Here is a 23,661-nt window from a genome sequence, read left to right on the forward strand (position 1 = left end):
TCTGAATTTTATAGATATAAAAACATAAAAATATTTTTATATACTCAAATATATGCTCAATGCATTAATTCACAATCACACATACTGCTGAACTTGAAAAAAACAAAAGATCCGGATAATGTCCTTTTGGAAAAACATATCTTCGATAAGTACACACTTACCCCTTAGAAATTAGATTATAAATCTAATATGTCTATTAAGTTACTTAAAGACACTATAAATCATATAATCGAAGGCATACGAAAAATTAACATCATTTCAATACGATAGCGTTTACGTCAAACATTTTAACGACATCTCGTTGAATTTTGCTAAATGGACAAGTGAGTATCCCCTCCTTTTTAAAAATTACTCCAAAGTCTAATAACCTGTCCATCAACAGTTCAAACTCCTTACTTCCCATCGCCTCCACCTTTAAAAGGTGGGTATTTTTCTCTAATATCTCAACAAGTTTTGGTAACCTAGCCAAATTAACGTTAGCTTCATATCTAGCTTGCAACTCCAGATCTGAATATAGTAAATCAGAAATATCAGAATTTTTTTTCAATTTCACGCTTTTTATTTTTTCATTAGACAACACCCCATGATTTAGCATGAAGGAATATAAGCTATCAAAGCAACGATGATAAGGATGAATATGTGACCTTACAGTGAAGTTTTTTCCCCCCTTGTATGTTTGATTACATGTCTTACACGATGGTATATGGTTATAAAAAGAAAGAGCCAAGTATGGGTACAAATGTTTAGGATAAAAATGATCGATATCGAAAAGCAACCTTGATTCTCCTCTTTGTTTTTGCTCATTTCTTACAATTTTTACAAGTCCTTCATTACAATAAGGGCAAGTAGCCTCTTGGAAATGTAGTGATTTATATCTAATGAAACAGTGTGGTTTTTTACGATAAGAAGTATAATCAAAAACATTGTTCAGCAAATAAACACCAAACGCAGTCATTTTTTCATTACAAACCAAATCATCGCTGTTTAGAATCGAATTTACCTCATCAACTATAGCATCAAATTGCTCAGGCTTCGCTTTAATTATCCTCTCTAAATTCCCATCCATAGCTAAATAATCTGAAAAGTTCTTATGTCTTTCAGACAGTTCAGCCCCATTTTTATTTATATACTCTTTTTTTCTAACCACGCATTGCAGCTTGCCGACATTTTGGATAAGACTATTTTTTTTAAAGGAATTATCTTTTTCCCTAGGATTTAAATCATTCCACATTTTTCTTACGGTATCATTCAAAAGACCGTCTACATCATTAGAGAACATAGACAAATGCATAAATATATTTATCATCTTAAATTAATCCTTTTATTTATATAATGAAGAATCAATTCATTTCCAATTATTTTCTCTGATACTTTCAACTCATTTAGTTCATCATCAGTAATGAATTCCTTATCTAAAATCCCCGTTATTTTATTAATATATTTTGATGAGATACTGCCTGTTCTCTGTCTATTCATTCCGAACAAATAACTATATATATCATAAATATTCGCTCCGAATGTTTGGTTTCGAGAATGAAGCCCTCCTCCGCAAGAAGTTAGTCTTCGCGTATTAGAGTTTTCATTGCCTAAGACTGAAATACACTGGACAGGAAGATCTGTAACCAAAATTGGAGAATGAGTAGTAATAATTATCTGCACTTTGCCACCTGATATTTTTGGCAAGCAAGTAACAAGTCGCTCAATGAATTCAATTTGCCATTGCGGGTGTAAATAAAGATCACCTTCATCAATACATATTAAAACGCCCTCTTTATCTGAATAATTATTTTGGTTATTTGATAACGCTCCCCAAATAGAACTAAATAAATTTAAGTATGCTCTTTGACCTGAACTTATTCCTGACCATGATATAGAACTATATCGTAATGACGTTATAATAAAGGCAATTCTTTCATACCACCATGGCGCAGTTTTATCAAAATCAATTGAGAAAATACTTCGCTGTCCCTTTATGGTATCATCTATTTCCATGCCCATCTCTTGAAATAAATGCTCCAGACTTAACAACACATCAAAGATTTCATCATATGTAAATGAATCATTCCATTGTTGAAATTTCAAACTGTAATTGCTATCAATTTTTTTTAATTCACCAATAACATCATTTATATTTAAATCATTATTCAATGAAGTATTTAATATATTATCTAAAGCAATTAAAAAATCATTTTTAGAACAATTAGTTGATGTATTAAGGCCAATGGAACTATCAATTGACACCAAAAACATTAAAAAAGAAATTTTTATATTTAAACAAATTATCTCTAATCCATTTTTTATCTTATGTCGTTTCCTGCTTTCCTGAAAGAAATCATTAAGATTTTTAAGGCACTTATCTTCAATGGAGTCTACATTTCTAAATCTCTGTCTCATTTGGTTTTTTGGAGTACGTTCCACTTTAATATCTAACTTCCTTGGCAACTCCAATTCCAACTTGCTAAACTCTATAGACTTTATAAATCGCACATCACTGATAATATCAACATCAAGAGATGTGCGATTCATTGCCATTGTTCGTGGGTTGTTCTTATTATTCACAGATACATCAGATACATTTTTACCAAGGTCAAGATAGTTTTTATCAAAAACATTTGAGAAAAATATCACATGCAAGTCATTAAGTTCTTTATGGTCATACTTCCTTTGCAGACTAAAAAAAACATCAATGTTTTTTTCAAACGACGAGATATATCTTAGCTGATTGTTTTTTTCATATATAACAATATAATCCCCATTAATTTTATCTTTCGATTTAAGGGTTAAGCAAATTAACTCAAGAGTGTTAGTCTTACCAGCCCCGTTAATTCCAAGGATACCAGTAATGTCAGAAACATTCTCTCCAAAGATATCATTTGGTAATGCATCATTATTTTCCCTCCATAAAGAATGAGTGTCATGGTTATAAGTATATGTATAATCACTTGATAAATTAACATCGTAATTTATAAGATTTTTGAATTTTGCAACCCATACAAAACACACTTTCATAGAACAACCTCTGAAGAACAATTCAAGTAGAACTGCTATACAATGAGCTATCTTTAAGGAATGATAGCATCCTCACTCTAAAAAATATAACCACAAAACTTATGCAGGGCTCATTTTTCAAACAGTGACTAAAGTGAAACTAGATTCTCATCGACAACCTGCGCCCATTTAGCCCTAGATTTTGGGTCTAGGAGGTCATTAGCATCAAGCTGCTGGATTAAGTTGCCCTATCAGCTTCAATGCACTATCACAACCAGTAACAATGCTCTCGATGCTGACCGAAAGGATGAGTTCATTATGTTCCGTCAACACGTCGGGTTCTGTTTGCATCATTAATCGTCCATAAAAGCAAACACGCCTGCCGGGAATGGCAGGCGCATTATGCAATGAATAAAATGAGTGGAAAGTGCAGAGGTAAAAATCTGGAAAGAGGCTCGAGGAATTTAATTATTCATTAATCCGGTAGCACGTTTTGCCCTGAGAATATCAGTAGCGGTAAGAAACGGTGTCTGTTCCTGCCAGCTAAATCCTTTGCGGTCGATGCATACCAGTTCATAGCGATCCACCAGGAAATTTACCGCATCAGCCAGCGTTATTCCCGCCTCGATATGCTCCAAGATTGCTGCCTCGGAATGAAGGGGGGGTCGTTTAGCGTGAGACCGTAATGGTGTTCCAGCAGATACGATAGCAATTGCTGCCATACCTGGACGGGCGACAGGCGTGGCGAAACCGGCACCGTCGCCGGTACAGTTGAAATTTGCATGAGTGAAGTCCTGGTAAAAGAAGAGGAAAGAAGTGTTACTGAGCTGGATAAATTGAAATGTAAACGTAGCCGCAACTGGCACGGGTATCAGCGACACATTTTAATCCGGCAAGGTGAACCTTCACCTGATGTTGCCGACGAGGATTGAGCTCGCCGGAACACAGCATATTTTCCAGGTGTTCTAGTAGTAGAGGGAAAACCTGTTCGAGTTTTTGTAACTGCTCGGGGGTGAAACTTCCGGCAAAAGCGGCTCTGTCGGCCAGATAATGCAACCTGTTGCCTTCCTGAACCAGCCTGGCGCCAAATCGTGGTGAAATATCGGGTTGGAGCCCCCATTCATGGAGTGTTGATTTCATAATAAGCCACACTCTGCAAAAGAAACTACTTCGCTACCCACAACGAGATGATCCAGCACCCGCACCTCAACCAGTGCCAGCGCTTTCATCACCCGCTGAGTGATGTGTTTATCCTGCAGGCTGATTTCTGTCGTACCAGACGGGTGGTTGTGCGCCAGAATGACCGCAGCGGCATTATGCTTCAGGGCCGATTTCACCACTTCGCGGGGATGCACCTCAGTATGGCTGAGCGTGCCGGTAAACAGTGTTTCTCGTCCCAGCAGGCAATGTTGATTATCGAGATACAGCACAATAAACACTTCACGCTCCTGATGAGCCATATATAGCTGAAGCCAGGTTTTGGTGAAACTTGTAGAGGTAAATGCCTCACCGGGCTTACGCTGATATTTCTCAACAAGTCGTAATGCCCGTCTAATAACGCGTTGCTCGTTGGCCGGAAATATCGTAGATAAGTTGGACACAGACATAATGGTTCCTTAAAACAAAAGGCCCCGCTGGTTTATTAGCAGGGCCTGAAGAATGATAAAAAGTTTCAAGAAGCGAGATGCAACATATTCTCGGCCATCACCCACAGAGCACGATTGAGCTTCACATCGCCGTCGATACCGTTTACCGCACGGGTATGAGCGCGCTTGCCGCTGGTCGTGCGCCCCGAAAGGCCACCTTTAATCAGGTTTTCCTGAATACGCTGGTAAGTGGTCCATAGATCGTTACTCTCGTCCTGCCAGCGGCGTGGCGTAAGTATCTGCGATTCCTTCACCGGTTGATGCTCTTCACCAAAGCGATAGGTTAATGCTGCTTTCGCCATCGCCTGCTGAGCAGGTGGCGGTAACAAAAGTGACTGCATCGCATCACGCTTTTCTTCCACCCGGTCAAACACACCGAGCACTTCGTAAGCCCCTTCAATCACCTTCTCAACGACATTACCTTTATGCGGCACCCGAACTTCTCCGAATGACTGGCCGCAGACCAGTCCGTTTGTACAGACGCCACGAAACAGCCCCGGCAGCATCTGGTAGCTCGATGAGCCGTCATGGCTGTTAAGCAGAATGATTTCCGGTACCTGTTGTCCGGTCAGTTGCCCGGCACGACGCAGGCGCAGCATGTGTTTCGTATGTTCTCGTTTGCTCTGGTCGCGGACTCTGGTCTGGCAGGCAAAGAACGGTTCAAACCCTTCGCGCTGCAGACTTTCGAGGATGGTGATGGTCGGGATGTAGGTATAGCGGTCGGAGCGTGATTCATGTTTATCACTCCCGAACACGCTGGGTACATGCGCCATCAGCTCTTCGTGGGTGAGCGGACGGTCACGGCGTATCTGGTTAATGCGGCCAAAGCGGCTGGCTAATCTCATGATAGATTCCTTATTCGGTCGGCATAAATGAAAAAGGCCATATCCTTTCGGAGATATGGCCTGTGATTGCAGTGGAAGCTAATTATCGTTAAGTGTCGGGTGCACCTTCATGCTGTGTTTTTGCAGTAACCTCCGAAACCGCGCCAGCACTCATTGCATCATGGTGGGCAGGAAGTACGGTGATGCTGAGCCTGTCATTACGGTATTGCTGCAGTTGCGCCAGCAATGGCTTCTTACGAGAGTGCAGATAGGTCCGGCACACCTCCCGGCTGACGGCCAGCCTGACCGCTGCCGGTAGCAGCTCATAGGCCTTTTCAAAAACAGCATCCACAAACGCATCATCGCTGAGCCTGTTCTCGGCCAGATTTAGTAGCCCGTGTATCACGATGCTTTCCAGGATCTGTCTGGATTTCGATACTTTGCTGTCGCTGACGGACTCCCCCAACTCAGGGAGGGAATTTGTCGCGCCTACCTCAGTGAGGTCCTCATTGCCTGTTTCTGGCGATTTTCCTCTGTGACGGGAAAAATGCATTTTGCTTTTCAGCCCACTCAGTTTCCCTTTTATCGTGTCAGTCATGGGATTGGCATCCTGTGATTTGTAATGAGGCTCAGGCCAGCGAGGCCAGTTTTTTTAGACCCTTAATCAGGCTCAGCGTGGTCAGACTGGCCCCGAGCGTCTGAACCAGCACCGACTGGCTGCGCATCATCGTGACCCCGGCAACACTCAGAACCAGCGGCCAGGTAAGGTCAGGGTGTTCAGTTTTTCGCGTTTCTTTTTTCACGATTTATGCCCTTGTGTCAGTAACACGCTCCGTATGCTCCGGTGCAGACCCATTTGCCGTTTTTGAGCGACTGGGTATAGAACGAGCCAACGGGCCGGGCCATCACAGTACGAGAGTGTGGGGTATCAAATGTCACTTCCAGTGTCCCTGACTCACCAGTGTCTGTCTTAAAATGCGCCACCATCTTTTTGCTGCCGGGTGAAGCATCAATGCCAGTAATCGCGCTACAGCGCCCCGGCGTGCCGGAATCCAGACGAACAGACTCGTTCGCCATGGCGCAGCCATTAGCCCTGAGTTCATCAACGTTGCTCGTCTCTCCCACTGGCTTTCTGGAAGCACGGAAGCGAACAGCATCGTTACGAATAGTCGGGTCATCTCCCTGCAGGGATAAATACACCGGACAGTCTGCATCCCCCACGCGACAGGCTTTTTGCACCACATCACGATGGACCCAGCCGCTGAAGCCGATGTATGCAGCCCCCACTTCATCCTGACACCAGGTCCTGTCCATCGTCACCTTACGGGTACTGTTGGGTACAGTGACGGTAGTCATTAAGCAGGTCACAGCCTTTACCGCCTGACCGTCATCGCGTATGGCAGACTGACTGCGGTCTGAAGGATAAAAAGGCGCAATTCCCACCCTGTCATAGCCCTCTTTCTGAAGGGCGTTCACCGTGAGCGCATCGCGCATATTTCCCTGCTGAGCGGTATTGAGTAAAGCGGCAGTTTTGTCATTGACCGCCTTCAGGGCATTGCCGCCCTGAGGAGTCAGAAAGAAGGTGTAACGTTGCGGATGAACCTCACCATACACATCCAGTGCAAATGACATGGAAGGTAGCATCAGCAGGGTCAGACTCAGAAGTAATGTAATAATATTGCGCACAGCAATCCCCTCGTATTGATAAATGAAGTAGTGAAAGCAAGTTGTCGGTAGATTCCGGCTGGAGTCCGTCACAGCGGCATAACGGCCTGTACAGGTATTCAGCACGCCGCAGCGTTAAGACTGTTTTTGAAAAAGAGATTCAGCGACTGACGCAGTCCTGCCAGGTGACGTCCTGCAGCGCTTCCCGGAGCCCGGCAGTTTTGAAGGATTTTGAGAGATTCTGTCCCATGGAAGTGACTGTGACCTGACCACGGTCACCGGAGTTCTTCAGGGCCATAAAAGCGGCTTCACCCAGTGAATACGTTTTTGAATCGATATTCAGTCCCGGCTCTGCGAGGCCGGTTTCAGAGGACACACGGTAATCTTCAGTCGGTACGCTATAAGCAAGGGCCAGATGCCCGCCAGTACAGGTAAGCGTGAGGCGCTCGTTGCTGGCATTGTCTGTGTTAATTTCAAATTCCATCGCACTGATGGTGCCGAACCAGCTTCCCCATTGCTGGTCCAGGATGACGGCGTGCGAAGCGGTATTGAATACTGCAGCACTGAAAAGCAAGGCAGAGGGCGACTTCAGCATAGTTGTTCCTTACTGAGTGTTTTATAAATGAAAAATGGCCTTTTGCTGTACAAAAGGCCATCTGATCGTATGCGTTTGAGAGGGGACGGGATAATCGTTAATACAGATCAGTTTTAAGAAATTGATCGTTATTATCTATTGTCAAAACGATCAATAGAGAATTATCAATAGTCAATAACTATCACAATTTGGGTGTCGATCGGTACAACAGATCAATGCACAAAAGCCACACCAGTAATACATACTGGCGCGACTTCATATGAGTGATATAGGAGTGAAAAGATCTGGAATGCAATGGTGTAATAAATTTTATTATCGATACAAAACTAATATCCGGAAATGTAATCCTTAATAAGGAAAATCCATGAATGGTTTATTGTTATTTTTGTTTGCATCATCAACAGAAGGTGATGTCTGGTTTTGTTCACACACTTCCCTGAGTGTTTCCGCGAGTGTTTTTTCACTAGGTAATTCTCCAATGGATGGAATTTGGCTGGCAGTGAGATCAGTATCGCCTGCCTCTGTCGTTTCAGGTGATAGCGTTGATTTTTTCATGATTCGATACTTCTTCCTGAAATGTACGCCTTCCCATGCTTTATTAAAGCGCTTTAAAAAACCAGAGTCTTTATGATACCAACATGTGTAGAGACAGCGAATTATGAGGCGTTTCTCAGCATTGCTGGACGGTTTAAGATATTGCATCAAAGTGATAGTATTTATGCTTGCTGAATCTTCACTTATATGTTTAAGAGAACTGTGAGTGGCATAATCGTTATAACTGACAGAAGATGGGCAATGTCGAGCGAGCTCAGTTAATGTTGATATCGGGTACTGCTGTGACATCTGTTGAGTAACCTGAGTCAATGTGACTATATGCGGTGTTTGCTTATTATCTTGAGCACCCATTTCGCCACTGCTGTTATGTAACGCACCCTGACTGCTATTCTCCTGTTTTTTTCTCTCTGACTCTTTATTTTCCTTCCTTTTTTTTGCACCTGCTTTTATGTTGGCTCTGTCTTTTTGAAGATACTTCCATGCCCACTCACATTTTTCTTTTTCTTTCTTGGTTAAAGGAAATACATCCTTGTAGTTATACAATCGATACCATTCGGCCCTTATGGCATTCAGCAGCTCCATTTTCCCCTTTAAGCTGGAATCACAGCGATCAAAGAAATCAGTGATAGTGAGGAGTCGTTCTGTGTGGCTTGCCGGATACTGAATAAGATCGAGGTGATCGTAAGTTAATATTGCTGGTACGAATGGAGAGCCATAATCACTTACATCAAAAGAAGTAAAACCAGCCGGAAGCATTTTGATGTCTATTGTTCTTATTGCAAGCCAGACATAATAACAAGCATCCTGGCATTTTTTGAACCAAGCGAAATCACGTGAAGGAATGAAATTTTCAGTAATATGCCCCCGACTGGCTCTACCGAATGTATTGGCTATATCCGGATGATAAAAGGAACGCACTGCAGAGTTAATGACTTTGGATGCTCTCTTAATGTCCAGAGAATATAAATAGCTTATATTTATCGCATTAACAACCGGCTTCAGTTGATAATTTAGCAGGGCAGATTCATTTTTGTATAACCATCGATAAAACCTTAATTCCCTTTCGTTTTTTAGCTTCACATCTGACTTGTTTCCGTTCATTCAATCCCTCTTCTGTACCATACCGTCTTCCCCCTTCTGCCCGAACCCTCAGGGTGTTTCGTAGGGGAGCTCATAGCGTTAATCATAGCAAATACATAGGGAAAAACGTAGGTGCAAAATCACTCACAATCACTATGAATACTGGTTTTTTTCAAGAAAAATCAAAAAAAACACTTTCCCGATAGTACTCAACCAAAGTGCCTGCTACAAGCATGAGAAACACTCCCAAAAAGCAGAGCGGAAAGGCTCCAGGGTAGCTATACAACCAGGGTCCAGGTTTAAACTCTATTACGCCCCTCCTCCGCCGGACAAAAAAAGTAAAATCGTACATCTGTGACCTATCCATTTGAAAGGATGCCGCCCGGCGTCCTCCTGATACACTCATTTGGAGAAGTCATGAACGAGATTGATATTTATAAAGACCGGTTCGTTGATATGCTTTTCATTACTGAACTGACTGGCCAGTCAGATAAGTGGTTTTATAAATTAATACAGGAAGGAAAGTTCCCCAAACCGATTAAGTTTGGGCGTAACTCTCGCTGGACTGAACGTGAAGTCAAAGAGTGGCTGGAAGAAAGAATAAAGAGTTCCAGACAGTAAACCAGCCGTAAGAAGATGCATAATAAAGAACACTAACTTTATACTGCATTTTTACCTAACCGCCCCTTTAGGCATAAGGGTTTAGATAAAATTTTATTGCCGCTATTTATATTATTGCATTTAAGTATCACTTACGGAATACAAATATCCGTCTATAATCAGACCTGATTAACCAACCATTAATTACGTATTATTCAAACAAAGTGATAAGCTATTTGATAATCATCAGCTCACAGTTACCCTACTAAAGGTTAACAGATACAATATCACTCAGTGATTATGCATAACTAATTCTACACCGTACTCCATCTAACTTATTAACTATCAGATACCCCTACCCCATTAAACCTGCCATAAAGCAGTACCGTATAAGTACAGAGATATCTGTAGGTCATTTCCATCATCCAATTATTGCCTGCCAGCGATTACTGGCAGGCACCTTTACGAGTATTTACGATGAATTTACCTGATAACGTTTTATCATCACATGCTGACATCTACATTGATAATGATCAGCTGAATCTGGTTATTACTACCGACCACGAATCAAGAGACCAGATAGAATCTCTCGATAACTGTCTTAAAAATCTGAGCAAAGATTCTTCATTACCTTTTACTGTCATGTTTAATCTCACTGATTATAAGCAGAATGAAGGTGCTATATGGCTGCTGGATGCACTACGCTATCTGGAAATACTGGAGAAGGCTTACCTGAATAACCGTGAAGTCAATCCCCGTATCGCACTGTTTCGTCGATTGCTCAATCAAACCGATTTAGGTCTCCGTGTTCGCAACGGGAAAATATTATCATCAGACCCAATAACAACAGCTGAGTTGCTGAACAAGCTTACACAGGATTATCGCTCAGCCGTTCACCAACCTGATTTCAAAAAAGCATACAAAAAATATAAACGGACTTCGGTGAAAAACCTTAAAGGTGCATGGAATTATCTCCGTCATCTGCAGTCCCGCTATTCGCGTCTTCTGGTATTACGGGTGGATTTATCCTGGAATGATGAACATAAATCAGCGATCACCGCTGATATGGCCCGTGCATGCCGTCAGAAGCTACTTCGTAACATTAAAAAGAATCCTCTGTTTCGCCATGTGCTCGGGACTGTATGGAAACTTGAGTATGCCCCTTCCCGACAGTTTCACTATCACATGCTCTTTGTGCTGAATGGTCACAAGACACAGCAGGACGTCAACCTGGCCCGGGCATTCGGTGAATATTGGAAAAACACTATCACTGAAGGCAAAGGACATTATTACAACTGTAATGCTCACAAGGATCGTTATACCGAGTGCGGTATAGGCAAGCTGGAGCGTGGGAATACATCAATGGAAAACGGGTTGCTTAAGGCAGTCAGCTATCTGACAAAGATTGATACCTGCGCGCGTCTGGTACTCCCGGGGAATGCCAGGACCTTTGGTCGGGGTGAAATCAAAGTGCTGAGGACAAGAAAGAAACAGCGCAGGTCTTAATACTAATCTTTTCTGCACACCCTATTTAACCCTACAAAGCCAGCGCACCACGTTGGCTTTTTTTATGTTCCGGAGCTGATTATGTACCATTTTGTTTTTGCCCCTGATGCCGCCACCAGACGAGGGGAATGGGTAACACCGGAGACTGTCGAGCAGAAGGATTATGACTCGCTGTTCTGTGTCAGTTGTAAACTGAAAATTGGCGTTCATGTCGAGCCACTGACGAGTGTGAAGAGTTTTGTTCACCAACCAAGGGAGATTCAACACCTCAAGCATTTAAAGGCTTGCAGATACAACCGAAGAGTCAAAACCTCTGATATGCCAAAAGCTCCAGGGCAAGATTTCCCCTCCTTCACAAAGCTTCGGTTGCGTCAGGCCACAGTGGTACGGAACTGGCACTGTGTCTGGTGCCAGCTTTGCTGGCATGGCGAAAAATGCTGTCCGCTATGCAAAGACTGGATATATGCCATTAGTTGTCGTGATGAATGAAGCGGCTAAATACATTAATGATAATTATATTTTAATTCATTAAAATCAGTAATATATAAATATAAAAGTTGTGAAATGTGATATTCGTCAAAGCATGTCAAAAAGTTTTGACTGTCCTTTGGGCATCATTCGCAATTGTCTAACAACTTGATAGGATAGGAACAATCTCAAAAAGGAAAAAGACATATGGCATACGAAGCTCAAATCAGCCGTACTAATCCAGCAGCATTTCTTTTCGTCGTCGATCAATCAGGTTCAATGTCCGACAAAATGTCTTCCGGCCGAAGCAAGGCTGAGTTTGTCGCCGATGCTCTTAATCGAACTTTAATGAACCTAATCACTCGCTGCACCAAGTCTGAAGGCGTACGTGATTATTTCGAAATTGGTGTTTTGGGTTATGGCGGTCAAGGGATTTCTAATGGTTTCTCTGGTTCACTGGGAGGACAAGTCCTCAATCCAATTTCTGCTCTCGAACAGAATCCAGCCAGAGTAGAAGATCGCAAACGGAAGATGGATGATGGAGCTGGTGGAATCATCGAGACAGCAATTAAGTTTCCAGTATGGTTCGATCCTATTGCTAGTGGCGGCACGCCTATGCGTGAAGCCCTGACCAGAGCCGCCGAAGAGTTGGTGACTTGGTGTGATGCCCATCCGGATTGCTATCCTCCGACTATCCTGCATGTGACTGACGGCGAATCAAACGACGGTGACCCGGAAGAGATTGCCAATCATCTACGACAAATTCGCACCAATGACGGTGAAGTTCTGATTCTTAATATCCATGTCAGTTCTCTCGGAAATGATCCAATCAGATTCCCCTCCTCAGACACTGGCTTACCGGATGCCTACGCTAAACTGCTTTTCCGTATGTCCAGCCCTCTTCCGGAACATCTGGTGCGTTTCGCGCAGGAAAAAGGTCATACGGTTGGTATAGAATCTCGTGGATTCATGTTCAATGCTGAGGCTGCCGAACTCGTCGATTTCTTCGACATCGGAACCCGCGCTTCTCAGTTGCGTTGATTCAGCAATGAAACTGGAGTTCTTAGGGACAGTTCCGAAAGATCCTGAATACCCTAAGGCGAATGAAGATAAATTTGCCTTCTCCGAAGATGGGAGAAGGTTGGCGCTATGTGATGGCGCGAGTGAGTCCTTCAACTCAAAGTTATGGGCCGATCTTCTTGCTCGTAAATTTACTGCAGATCCGAAAGTAAATCCTGAATGGGTAGCATCTGCTTTAGCGGAATATTCTGCCACGCATGACTTCCCTTCTATGTCCTGGTCCCAGCAAGCGGCATTCGAAAGAGGTAGTTTTGCGACGCTAATAGGTGTAGAGGAATTTGAAGAGCATCAGGCGGTAGAGATTCTTGCTATTGGAGATAGCATCACCATGTTGGTTGATTGCGGGAAACTCATTTGCGCATGGCCTTTCGATAATCCAGAAAAATTTAATGAGCGGCCAACACTGCTTGCTACGCTGTACGCTCATAACGATTTCGTCGGTGGAAGCACTTTCTGGACACAGCATGGGAAAACTTTTTACCTTGAAAAACTCACCCAACCCAAACTCCTCTGTATGACAGATGCGCTCGGCGAATGGGCACTGAAACAAGCGCTGGCTGAGGATTCTGGTTTTATCGAATTACTTTCGCTGCAAACTGAAGAAGAGCTTGCAGAGTTAGTTCTGAGAGAGCGTGCAGCAAAACGTATGCATATCGACGACTCAACGCTGCTTGTACTATCGTTTTAACGCGGAAAGTAAAGATGCCTTACCCATCTCTTGAACAATACAACCAAGCGTTTCAGCTACATAGTAAGCTGCTAATCGATCCTGAATTGAAATCTGGTACCGTTGCCACGACAGGGTTGGGTCTCCCCCTAGCCATCAGCGGTGGCTTTGCACTGACCTATACAATCAAATCAGGCGCTAAGAAATACGCCGTTCGTTGCTTTCATAGAGAGTCAAAAGCCTTAGAACGCCGTTATGAGGCTATATCTAAGAAAATTTCAAGCCTTCGCTCGCCCTACTTTCTCGATTTCCAGTTTCAGCCCCAAGGGGTCAAAGTCGAAGGAATATCATACCCTATCGTCAAAATGGCATGGGCCAAGGGAGAGACGCTAGGAGAGTTCCTTGAGGTCAACAGGCGTTCTGCACAAGCAATAGCGAAACTATCTGCATCGATTGAATCACTTGCCGCCTACCTTGAAAAAGAAAAAATTGCACATGGTGATTTCCAGACTGGAAACCTGATGGTTTCCGACGGAGGTGCAACCGTCCAGTTAATCGACTATGACGGCATGTTCGTTGATGAGATTAAGACATTAGGAAGCTCGGAGTTGGGGCATGTCAATTTTCAGCATCCCCGTCGTAAAGCAACGAATCCGTTCAATCACACCTTGGATCGTTTCTCACTAATTTCACTCTGGCTGGCTCTTAAAGCCTTGCAAATCGATCCGTCCATTTGGGATAAATCAAATTCGGAACTGGATGCAATCATTTTTCGAGCTAATGACTTTGTAGACCCCGGTTCATCTTCCATCTTAGGGATGCTATCGGGAATTCAACAGCTTTCCACCCATGTAAAGAATTTTGCCGCAGTCTGCGCTTCAGCGATGGAAAAAACGCCTTCCCTCGGTGACTTCATTGCAAGTAAAAACATTCCCATATCGCTAGCTTCGATCAGTATGAATGGGGATATTCCAGCCAGCAGACTGAAACCCGGTTATATCGGTGCCTACACCGTCCTGTCAGCCTTGGATTACAGTGCTTGCCTTCAGCGAGTTGGTGATAAAGTTGAAGTTATCGGGAAGATTATTGACGTCAAACTCAATAAGACCCGAAATGGCAAACCATATATCTTTGTTAACTTCGGAGATTGGCGCGGTAATATCTTTAAAATATCAATATGGAGTGAAGGCATTAGCGCTTTACCTTCAAAACCTAATGCCTCATGGGTCGGGAAATGGATTAGTGTAATCGGTCTTATGGAACCGCCCTACGTCAGTGGGAAATACAAATATTCACATATATCAATAACAGTTACGACCATCGGGCAAATGACCGTTCTTTCAGAAACAGATGCCCGTTGGCGCCTTGCTGGACCAAACGATAGTCGACAAATATCAACTTCTACTAGCAGCAATCAGGAAGCCTTGGAGCGCATTAAGGGTAAGAGCACTACTTCAACTCCTAAGCCTGTGAGCACTAACGCCACAACTGCAAACCAGGCAATCCTCAACAAGTTACGGGCTTCTACTCAAACTGTAGCACCAGCAAGAGCGCAAACTCAGCATGTAGTACCTAATAAATCATCAACGCATTATGTAGCACCGACGAGAACATCAGCTTCACAGCCGGTATCACCAGCTCAAAGCATTCCGAGTAAGACAGTTACTTCAAATCAACAGACTTCTAAGACAAATATAATCATAAAGATTTTCAAATGGCTTTCGAGATTGCTGCATTAATCAGCAAGACGGGCGATCTGCATATCACGATGCTTGTTTCCTAACTATCGAAAAATGAGGTAAAAAATGGACGCAGAGAAAATTCAGTCAGATATAGATGCTCTTTTAACATATATGAACGATGACATGGAGAACCTCGGAGAGACGATCAAAACTGTTTCATTTGGATTTGATATGGACCAGAACGATCGCATTGCTATTGACGAGCGGCTTCACTGGTCTGAAGAGTATTTGTTCAAAATCATCAACATCTGCCATTCCCGTTCTCTTCTACGTAAGGACTATGGAGATTTTGAACATGTATCCCTGACAGAAGAAGGCCAGAGCAGGGCTATATCAGTCAAACATGGGAAAAATCGTTCTTACGAGTTAGGAGCCAGCATGCAAATCGCGACGCTAAATGTTCATGGGCCAGCACAAGTTGGTAACGGTAATACGCAAAACATTCACAATGTATTTAATCAATTACTTCAGCAGATCGAGAAATCCTCCGCTTCTGATGAAGAAAAACAGGAAGCTAAAAACCGCTTGGCTAAATTTTTGGAACATCCTTTGGTTGGCTCTATTGTCGGAGGTCTTGCTGGTTCTCTTCCAGGTCTAATGGGATGATGGAGGATCTTAAAAAAACGATCCGACTGCGCTGTGCATTCTGCCGCTCGGAACAGTTCGCCTTACCTTACGAGGGTTACGCCCCCCCAAGTCATAGCGTTGTCGTTTGTGCCAACTGTGGGAGGGAAAACGACGTCACATCTCTGCTCATCGTTGCTAAATCGAAAGGGATGGAAATAGCTGAGGATTATGCTGATGAACTAGTTGAACAGATGAAGAAAAATCTGGTTAAAACCTTTAAAAACAGTCATTTCATAAAGATAAAGTGATTTTACCAAAAACATCATGGAGGAGAAATGTCAAAGACCAAAGTACTTTTTGCTTATTGCCATGAGTTAGAAAGATGTGTATCCATTGATGAAGCAAGAACAGAATTCTTTTCAAGAAAGCCGAACGACAGACAACGATTCACTTTCTCCTGCAGCGATCAAAACTGCAGCGTCACCATTAGTGGCGTTAACTATCATGTCAAAGCGGAAGACGGGAAAAAATTCAAGGTTGCACATTTTCGTTCTCCACATCCCCACCATCAGGGATGTGAATGGATGCAATTTACTGAGGAAAAGGATCAGGTCCGTCAGCCTGATGAGACAGAGGCTGATTACAACGAAAGAAAAGCTTGGCAGAAGCTAAATGATTTTATCAATTGCTTCGATCCTTGTACTGATGATGAAGATCCTGAGCAAAAGAAATCAGGACAGCTTACAGCACGTTCACAGGTAAACAATCCCGTCAAAGGCGATGATTTGTCTAGCGATCGAGCTCTCAAGTGGAGCCGTTATACACGAACTAACCAGCTACAGCGGCTGGTAGACACCTGGCAAGAAGCCAAGGAAACTCTTACATACGACGAGTTCAGAGCATTAAGGTTAAGAGTCAAAAACTATGGGAAGGTTTATTTCTATAAATATATAACGCATATTCAGAAAGGGCTAACAAACCAATACGCTGGTGTCATTTTCGGCGGTGGCTCTTTAGTTAAACGCTATGGTCGTGGTTTTCTCATTCACTTCTTCGATAAACATGACGATAAACCCATTCGTCTATATATCGATAAGAACCTTATGGATAAAGGGCGGTTCGGCCATTATGTTGAAGAAATTTTGGCAACAGAAAATGTGAGATATTTTCGTATCTTTTTGTTAAACCCAGATGTCTCTGAAAGAAAAGATCGCGCTGGCAAACCCGTTATCAACCTTGAAATATCAAGCCTGCGACAATTGGCGATTTACTACGAGCTTAACCATTCAAAAGAGGGTTAACCTAAATTAACTTATGCAGAGGATCAATTTTATTATTACAGGCTTGAGATGGTTAGGTTTATCTGCAGCAGAATGCGTTCAGACCTTCATAAACAGCAGCGCAGTGATACTCTGCAATTTATGAAGACCTGTTCAGGATAATCACTTACATCTAAAATAGCTGCAATGACTATTTTTGATATAAACATTAATTACACAATCATAATTATCAACGTTTCGCTACAATCTTGCCTGTTGTGTTATCCAAACGATATTGCGAAATAGTACCATCCACAATATATTGGATTACAGCCTGTACTGTAGCCAGAGGGACATGAAACCATTCTTTCGGTGTATAAACCTGTCCAGTATGACTTTTGAGTGTAATATTAAGGCGACGCGTTGCTAGAAAGCCATGTACTAAGGCTTCAAGTTTTTGTGCATTTAAATTGAAACATTGGCTGGTGGCTACAATTCTGACAGGTGCCTCAAGAAAAGTACGGTCTTTTTCAGAATTTTTGATTCGCTGTTCTACAGTCGTTTCAGTAAAACCAATTTTGTATAAATTTTGTTTATAAGGTATGAGCGCTGGATCTTTACTCTTAGTTGCAAGTATATAAACTAAACCAGATGGAACAGAAACATCTGAAGGTATCAGTTTCTGACCATTGAGTTGCACTTTTCGCCCTTCTTTGTCCCTCACTAAGCCATGAGTTAAGGACTGATAGAGCATATTCATTTCAGTGCCGTTTTCAAATATCAGGTGTAAACGCGCATTATAAGTACTGTATTCACGCAGACGCTCACCAGCACTATGCACGTAGCCAACCACGCCGTTAAGAACAAAAAAGTCGCCTTCGCTAATTTTCAACTTGTGCGTAAAACGTTCCAGGGAAAAAATGCCATTTTTTAAACCACCCCGTAATTGAAGAAAATGAGGCTCAAACCGCTGGAAATCGGGGCAAGGCTGCCGCTGAGCAATTTCATCGGGTTGCTCTTTTCTATCAACCGAAACATGCGTAATACTGAAAATATCAGGCTCATCGAAATTTAATAGTTCGTCATCGTCATCTGCAAATATGTCTTCCAATGAGGTAACAAGTTCTGATTTATTGATATAAGCGGGTGATTCAGACTCTGCGGCCAAGTTGGTATGTATATAGTCCGAACTATTTGATTCAAGTAAGTTATAGAAATCTATGGATCTTAGTTGTAAACACAGGTCCGGGTTCTCTTTAATACTCTTTAAGCGCCTTGCAAGGCGCTTTTCATCAAGAGATACCGTATTTCCTTCAGTTGGAAGCCGACCATGCTGTTCGTAATACGCTACGATTTCTGAAAATTGATTACCATACAGATTAACTAAGCCAGATTTGGGTTTTAGCGGTTGCACGTCAAGCAGGTCGAATTCATCGTCCTCTGAAATGATGCTATTCAATGTCGATTTACCAGACAGGTGATTAGTCGATAAACGGATCATATTACTGTCCCTTTTTTGCCATCTGTTGCTGTTTCATCTTACGTATAAACGCTAAAGCTTCCGCATACCGTACTTCAATCGGGTCACTTGAGTTCAACGATGGTTCTTGTCCGTGCTCTTTTTTGAATTGTTTAATCTTCGGCCAAAGGATTACAGCTTCCTCTTCAGAAACTTGAGATTTACTGGCACTGACAGCCTCCTGAATGGTTTTCAGCATAGGAGCCGTAACCGATTTAGAGAGGATCTCATAAGCGCCATGAAATGGATTAATAGAATCAATCAGATCTATATCAAGATTGTCTATGCAAAGGAACTTCTCGCCCATTTTAAGAAACTGTTTTCCAACAACGCTTGAACTGGATTCCATCCCAGAATTATCTCCCATGTCTATTACGGCATCAGGTGGCAGGTCTTCACCCTCGAACAATCCACCTTGCTGAGTAATTAGCATACTTTGTAGGATACCCTGCCTTATTTGTTCTTGTTCTTCTTCAGTCAAGTCAGGGTAAAGAGTTTGAATCACTGCAGGCAATGCCACCTGAGTGATAGTCTCAGAAGGTGTGGTTTCACTGATTGCTTCTTTTACCGTTTGTTCGTTAGCCATTAACGTGGCCATAATCTCATTCTTGTCGCCATTAAGAATGTCGAGCACTTTTTGAGATACAGGTGTGCTTGATGAATCGTCAACTAATAAGGTATTCGGCGGTAGTGGTTTTCCGTCCCATTGCGAACGAGGTTTGAACTGGATACTGGGGGCAAGAATCTGTTCCATTAATAACGAGGTCGTAATCGCTTTTAGCATGTTGTTGACCGATGATTTCACATCATCATCCTGCGCATCTGGCTGGGCAATTAAGTTGGTGAACTGCGCATGTTTTTTGCCAATACAATCGCGTGTGGCACGGCCAATAATCTGTACAATTTCTGTTAACGAACTACGGTAACCGATGGTCAAAACATGTTCACAGAATGGCCAATCAAAACCTTCTTTGGCCATACCCAACGCGATGATGATGTCTATGTCATCGGCAGTTTTGATATTACGCAGATAGGCTTGGATTTTTGGCCTTTCAATGGGGTTATCATCGACCAGATTAGCTAATTTAAGCAAACGTCCATCTTTAGCCTCAATATGGTATACACCTGTGGCCGAGTCACGTTTTAACACATTTCCCAAAACATCCAGAATAGCATCTACTTCTCCATGCTTATCCTTAGTGGATTCACCAGAGTTAACATTTGGAATATGAATTATAGTTTTCTTACTGGCATCAAGAACTGAGGGTAAAGCTTCGATGTAAGGACCTTGGTAAAAGTGATAGCCAATACCCAAGGATTTCAAGTATTGGTAACCGTTTAGCTGCTCATAGTAGGTATAAGTAACCTTTGTGAACAATGCTTCATCTTCGGCCAACAAGATAGGCACCGTATCGCCCCGAAAGTAAGAGCCAGTCATAGCGATAATGTGCGCACTTGATTTTTTCATCAAATCATCTATGAGGCTACCCAAGCGGTTATCACCGTCGGCTGAAACATGGTGGAACTCATCAATAGCTACAAGACAATTATCAAAATCAGTCACTGCTAATTTTTCAAAAGCAAAACGCAAGGTTGCGTGAGTACACACAAGAATCTTGTCATAACTGGTCATAAACCGCTGGAAAGCTTTGACCTTACCCGACTCACCTCCATCTACGCATAGGTTATTTTCCGGTTTAACAATCCAGTCAGCGAAAAAACCATATTCACTGAGCTTAGTATCTTGAAATGAACCCCCGATAGATTTTTCCGGGACCGCGACTATCACCTTGCGCAAATTCTGATGTTCCAGCTTATCCAAGCCAAGAAACATAAGTGCACGCGATTTTCCACACGCCGGTGGGGCTTTGATCAAAAGATACTGGCTACCACGCTCAGCAAAAGCACGGGCTTGCATTTCACGCATACCCATTGAGTTAAGGCTAGAACTTTGACCTGTTTGACCATACTCGACATGTAAAAGATTATTCATCATAAGTCCTTAAATTTACTAAATACTTTTAGCTATTGTGAATTCATAACATCCGCAAACTTAGTATCACTTTTGAGCTAATTTTTCATAGCGGGCTAACAGATAGCTTAACCGGTCGGCAGCATCTTTAAATGGGCGCTCCCGATAAAGCCTATCGACTGCTTTATCAAGTGCTTGATGTGCAGTTAGTAACTCAGATGGCATCTTGTCAGGATCATATAGCTCAGCCAAGGTCTGGCCAGGGAATTCCTCACGAGTCAGAATGACTTCCTCAGCTAATATTTCAATCTCTTTGCGTTGAGCATTGGTAACATCTGGCCAAGGAAAAGTGTTATACACTACTTTATTGCCATAGCTGTATCGGCTCTCTAGCCGCATTGAAACTAACCGCATCCAATCGTTATGAATGATTGAAGTCAGAATTCCAAACTCGTAAAGTGATCCTTCAGGAAGGATAAAATTCTTGTTAGTACTAATTACATCCCCGCAAAAAAAACCAATTGGTATATACGTCCTACGCTCAGATGATACACCCGGAACAAGAATGTAACTCTTTGGGTTGTTTATATCTCTGAACTGATGAGGTCTACATGCTAATTTTTGAACGCTTTTGTCAGAGTTACGTTTTCTTACCTCTGCTACTTTATTGACTCGTTCAAGGACTAATGGCATAGACTTTAAATCATCAGGGGTTGCATCAACAAGCCACAGACACCAGCGCTCTTTTGAATTTAAAAACTCCTCTGCACCCATGACTTTTTTTATCCATTTAGATGCTTGGGGCTCATGCTTTAAAATTTCATCATATTCTTGTCTATTTAAAAGCAGATGCCCTCCTTCGTACGGCATATTTCCTCGAACCATAGGAAGCACTTCTTTAGAAATAGGCTTACTTTGCGGCGCTACAACGAGAGTATTTCCTTCTATTAAGTATGGGCTGATATTGTTCACTAACCTACTATGCCACTCCCCTTCGACGAATTGATAGAGACGATGCATTTTGGATTGGCTGGATAGCCCTACAATGATTACATGCACGGCAGCTTTGTCACGTGCATTATTCGCCCAAGTAAATGTTGGATAAGCGAGATGGATGTTTAGCCCAAGTTTAAAAAGTGATGGCCACAATATTGCTACTTGCTCTCCCTGGCAGATGGAATTTGTTGCCACTAATGCTAATTCAGCTTTACTATTACAAATATATTGGGCACCTTTCCAAAACCATGAAGCAACATAATCAAGAGTTCCTAAAGGTCCAAAGTTACTGAACACAAGTTGCATGTCCATTTTTTGCTCCTCAGACCGCCCCTGAGTGCCTAAAAATGGCGGATTGCCGATGACATACACTTCATCGTCAGTTTCTTTAGGGCAGATATTACTCCAGTTAAGTCGCAAGCTATTGCCACTTTTGATATTTCCACTCTCACGCAAAGGCAATGCAGGTGGAGCAAAACCAAACGCTTGTTCCCACTGGCTGTTTAATTGATGTTCGGCCAGCCAGAGGGATAACCGTGCTATTTCGCAAGCGAAGTCGTCAATTTCGATACCATAAAATTGTGAAAGATGTAGCCCACTCATCGAAAAACCTTGTGGTTCCAGTTCTTTAAGGGCATCAATGATTTTCATCTCTAACTTGCGTAGTTCTTTGTAAGATACGATTAGGAAATTACCTGAACCACATGCAGGATCAAATATCTTTATTTCGGACAAACGAACTAGTAGAGCCTTTAAACCCTTCGCGCTACGACATTGTTTATTAAGTTCATTTTCCAAAGGATCTAGAAATAAAGGTTTTATTACCTTCATGATATTGCTATATGACGTGTAATGCTGCCCCAAACGACTACGTTGCTCGACGTCAATCACCGCCTGGAACATACTTCCGAAAATATCAGGGTTTATTTCACTCCAGTCCATCGTGCCACATTCAAGCAGCATCTTACGGCCTTTTTTTCCTAGTTCTGGAATAGGCTCGTCAGTGGAAAAAAGCCCACCATTTACATAGGGAAAAGCCGCTAAGTGAGTAGGTATCTTTTGTCGTGGCAGGCTATTTGGAGCTGCCTTAAGAACGGTGAATAATTGATACAGGAATGTATCTAGATCACTACCATCCTCCTCGGTGTAACTCTTGATGGCAGAGGTGAACTGAGCTGGTTCAAAAATACCTGTATCTTCGGCGAAAAGACAGAATAACAAACGTGTCAGGAAGACGTTAAGCGCATGAATATCTTCTGGTTTACTGAGATCATTGTGAACACGAATGAGATCAAACAGCTTGCCCATCTTCTCTGCAGCTTTAACATCTGCTGGGTTCTCACTACTTATAATTGCCTTTTCTAAACCAGCTAAAGGTAAGAAAAAGCCATAGTTGCTATAAAGTTCATCTAGCTCAATATCGAGTCTCTCTTTACTACATGTATCCCACGCTAAAAATCGAACATAATCAGTAACTAATACAAAACGTATCTTGTTTTTCGCTATGACTGGATCAGTGATACGTCGCTCAAAAGCCTCATCAAGGTCTTCTTTGTCATTGAGGCTTTGAAAATAGAGTTTATTTTTCAAACCAACATGACCGGCTTCCTTTGCGATATTACGGCTACTACCTTGTCGAACCTGTGTGATCGTTGCTTTAGGAAAGTCAAAGGCTGCCATAAAACCATAAATGAACTCATCACGGTCCAATTCACGGGTAAGTTGCTCGAGTTGTTCAAATATTTTTGCCTGATTAACGGCCATCAGTAATCCTTTAGGGTATGTCAGCTTTTTAATAACAGTTGTAATGGGTTAAAAAAATGCAGAAGGTCTAAACCTTAAAGGTGCTCAACCTTGTAAGGCAGCATATTAACCTCAGCGACGCCAACCCTCAGCGATGAACAAGCTCCATAGTGTAGATATAATTTGTCC

At 42.5% G+C, this 23,661-nt stretch carries 22 protein-coding genes and 1 pseudogene; 9 read left to right on the forward strand and 14 right to left on the reverse strand.

The features are described from left to right. Positions 1-253 precede the first annotated feature (253 nt). From AC2FC2_RS06480 to AC2FC2_RS06530, 11 genes and pseudogenes are all read right to left on the reverse strand, one after another. Complete coding sequence (locus AC2FC2_RS06480; RefSeq protein WP_490658979.1) at positions 254-1,306, reverse strand: hypothetical protein; 1,053 nt, start codon at positions 1,304-1,306, stop codon at positions 254-256. Beyond that, positions 1,303-3,009: an AAA family ATPase gene (locus AC2FC2_RS06485; RefSeq protein ID WP_490658980.1), complete on the reverse strand. Its 1,707-nt coding sequence runs from the start codon at positions 3,007-3,009 to the stop codon at positions 1,303-1,305. The genes AC2FC2_RS06480 and AC2FC2_RS06485 overlap by 4 nt, the downstream gene beginning before the upstream one ends. A gap of 443 nt (positions 3,010-3,452) precedes the next feature. Further along, positions 3,453-3,772 (reverse strand): annotated as a pseudogene (locus tag AC2FC2_RS06490) (TA system toxin CbtA family protein). A gap of 35 nt (positions 3,773-3,807) precedes the next feature. After that, positions 3,808-4,128 carry a type IV toxin-antitoxin system YeeU family antitoxin gene (locus AC2FC2_RS06495; RefSeq protein WP_490658981.1) on the reverse strand — a complete coding sequence of 107 codons (321 nt, stop codon included), beginning with the start codon at positions 4,126-4,128 and terminating at the stop codon, positions 3,808-3,810. Then, on the reverse strand, positions 4,125-4,595 hold the full coding sequence (gene radC / locus AC2FC2_RS06500; protein WP_490658982.1) for a RadC family protein: 471 nt from the start codon (positions 4,593-4,595) through the stop codon (positions 4,125-4,127). The genes AC2FC2_RS06495 and radC overlap by 4 nt, the downstream gene beginning before the upstream one ends. 65 nt (positions 4,596-4,660) lie before the next feature. Continuing rightward, positions 4,661-5,479, reverse strand: a complete 819-nt coding sequence (locus AC2FC2_RS06505; RefSeq protein WP_232959594.1) for a DUF932 domain-containing protein — start codon at positions 5,477-5,479, stop codon at positions 4,661-4,663. A gap of 88 nt (positions 5,480-5,567) precedes the next feature. Continuing rightward, complete coding sequence (locus AC2FC2_RS06510) at positions 5,568-6,056, reverse strand: hypothetical protein (protein ID WP_232959596.1); 489 nt, start codon at positions 6,054-6,056, stop codon at positions 5,568-5,570. A 31-nt stretch (positions 6,057-6,087) separates the two neighbouring features. Continuing rightward, positions 6,088-6,261 (reverse strand): hypothetical protein, encoded by a 174-nt coding sequence (locus AC2FC2_RS06515; RefSeq protein ID WP_196230737.1) that lies wholly within the window; start codon positions 6,259-6,261, stop codon positions 6,088-6,090. A 16-nt stretch (positions 6,262-6,277) separates the two neighbouring features. After that, on the reverse strand, positions 6,278-7,144 hold the full coding sequence (locus tag AC2FC2_RS06520; RefSeq protein WP_232959597.1) for a hypothetical protein: 867 nt from the start codon (positions 7,142-7,144) through the stop codon (positions 6,278-6,280). 139 nt (positions 7,145-7,283) lie between these two features. Continuing rightward, positions 7,284-7,718 carry a hypothetical protein gene (locus tag AC2FC2_RS06525; protein WP_490658983.1) on the reverse strand — a complete coding sequence of 145 codons (435 nt, stop codon included), beginning with the start codon at positions 7,716-7,718 and terminating at the stop codon, positions 7,284-7,286. A gap of 348 nt (positions 7,719-8,066) precedes the next feature. Beyond that, positions 8,067-9,374, reverse strand: coding sequence for a hypothetical protein (locus AC2FC2_RS06530; protein ID WP_490658984.1), 1,308 nt, complete (start codon positions 9,372-9,374; stop codon positions 8,067-8,069). Between the two features lie 396 nt (positions 9,375-9,770). Here AC2FC2_RS06530 and AC2FC2_RS06535 point away from each other — a divergent pair, with 396 nt between their 5' ends. From AC2FC2_RS06535 to AC2FC2_RS06575, 9 genes are all read left to right on the forward strand, one after another. After that, entirely contained in the window at positions 9,771-9,974 is a 204-nt protein-coding gene (locus AC2FC2_RS06535) for a helix-turn-helix transcriptional regulator (RefSeq protein WP_490658985.1), read from the forward strand. A 456-nt stretch (positions 9,975-10,430) separates the two neighbouring features. After that, positions 10,431-11,459: a YagK/YfjJ domain-containing protein gene (locus tag AC2FC2_RS06540; protein ID WP_490658986.1), complete on the forward strand. Its 1,029-nt coding sequence runs from the start codon at positions 10,431-10,433 to the stop codon at positions 11,457-11,459. A gap of 318 nt (positions 11,460-11,777) precedes the next feature. After that, the gene (locus AC2FC2_RS06545; protein ID WP_197759439.1) at positions 11,778-11,948 is read left to right on the forward strand and encodes a putative zinc ribbon protein; all 171 of its coding nucleotides are present in this window, start codon (positions 11,778-11,780) and stop codon (positions 11,946-11,948) included. A gap of 186 nt (positions 11,949-12,134) precedes the next feature. Continuing rightward, complete coding sequence (locus AC2FC2_RS06550) at positions 12,135-12,968, forward strand: TerY-P anti-phage system-associated VWA domain-containing protein (RefSeq protein ID WP_038421297.1); 834 nt, start codon at positions 12,135-12,137, stop codon at positions 12,966-12,968. A gap of 7 nt (positions 12,969-12,975) precedes the next feature. Next, entirely contained in the window at positions 12,976-13,695 is a 720-nt protein-coding gene (locus AC2FC2_RS06555; protein WP_105322969.1) for a TerY-P anti-phage system serine/threonine phosphatase, read from the forward strand. A 14-nt stretch (positions 13,696-13,709) separates the two neighbouring features. After that, the gene (locus tag AC2FC2_RS06560; RefSeq protein WP_029739294.1) at positions 13,710-15,413 is read left to right on the forward strand and encodes a TerY-P anti-phage system serine/threonine kinase; all 1,704 of its coding nucleotides are present in this window, start codon (positions 13,710-13,712) and stop codon (positions 15,411-15,413) included. 66 nt (positions 15,414-15,479) lie between these two features. Further along, on the forward strand, positions 15,480-16,022 hold the full coding sequence (locus AC2FC2_RS06565) for a hypothetical protein (RefSeq protein ID WP_038421300.1): 543 nt from the start codon (positions 15,480-15,482) through the stop codon (positions 16,020-16,022). Then, complete coding sequence (locus tag AC2FC2_RS06570) at positions 16,019-16,291, forward strand: hypothetical protein (protein WP_167324790.1); 273 nt, start codon at positions 16,019-16,021, stop codon at positions 16,289-16,291. The genes AC2FC2_RS06565 and AC2FC2_RS06570 overlap by 4 nt, the downstream gene beginning before the upstream one ends. Before the next feature lie 27 nt (positions 16,292-16,318). Continuing rightward, positions 16,319-17,284, forward strand: a complete 966-nt coding sequence (locus AC2FC2_RS06575) for a hypothetical protein (RefSeq protein ID WP_490658987.1) — start codon at positions 16,319-16,321, stop codon at positions 17,282-17,284. 208 nt (positions 17,285-17,492) lie between these two features. Here the strand turns inward: AC2FC2_RS06575 and AC2FC2_RS06580 are convergent, their stop codons facing one another. The 3 genes from AC2FC2_RS06580 to AC2FC2_RS06590 all read right to left on the reverse strand — a co-directional run bounded on the left by AC2FC2_RS06580 (position 17,493) and on the right by AC2FC2_RS06590 (position 23,493). After that, positions 17,493-18,743 carry a GIY-YIG nuclease family protein gene (locus AC2FC2_RS06580; protein ID WP_490658988.1) on the reverse strand — a complete coding sequence of 417 codons (1,251 nt, stop codon included), beginning with the start codon at positions 18,741-18,743 and terminating at the stop codon, positions 17,493-17,495. 1 nt (position 18,744) lies between these two features. Beyond that, positions 18,745-20,754 carry a DEAD/DEAH box helicase gene (locus tag AC2FC2_RS06585; protein WP_207391086.1) on the reverse strand — a complete coding sequence of 670 codons (2,010 nt, stop codon included), beginning with the start codon at positions 20,752-20,754 and terminating at the stop codon, positions 18,745-18,747. Between the two features lie 66 nt (positions 20,755-20,820). Next, positions 20,821-23,493 (reverse strand): DNA methyltransferase, encoded by a 2,673-nt coding sequence (locus tag AC2FC2_RS06590; protein WP_131693419.1) that lies wholly within the window; start codon positions 23,491-23,493, stop codon positions 20,821-20,823. Between the last annotated feature and the right edge of the window lie 168 nt (positions 23,494-23,661).

The organism is Serratia sp. CoH_122_TC_1 (assembly GCF_058191755.1).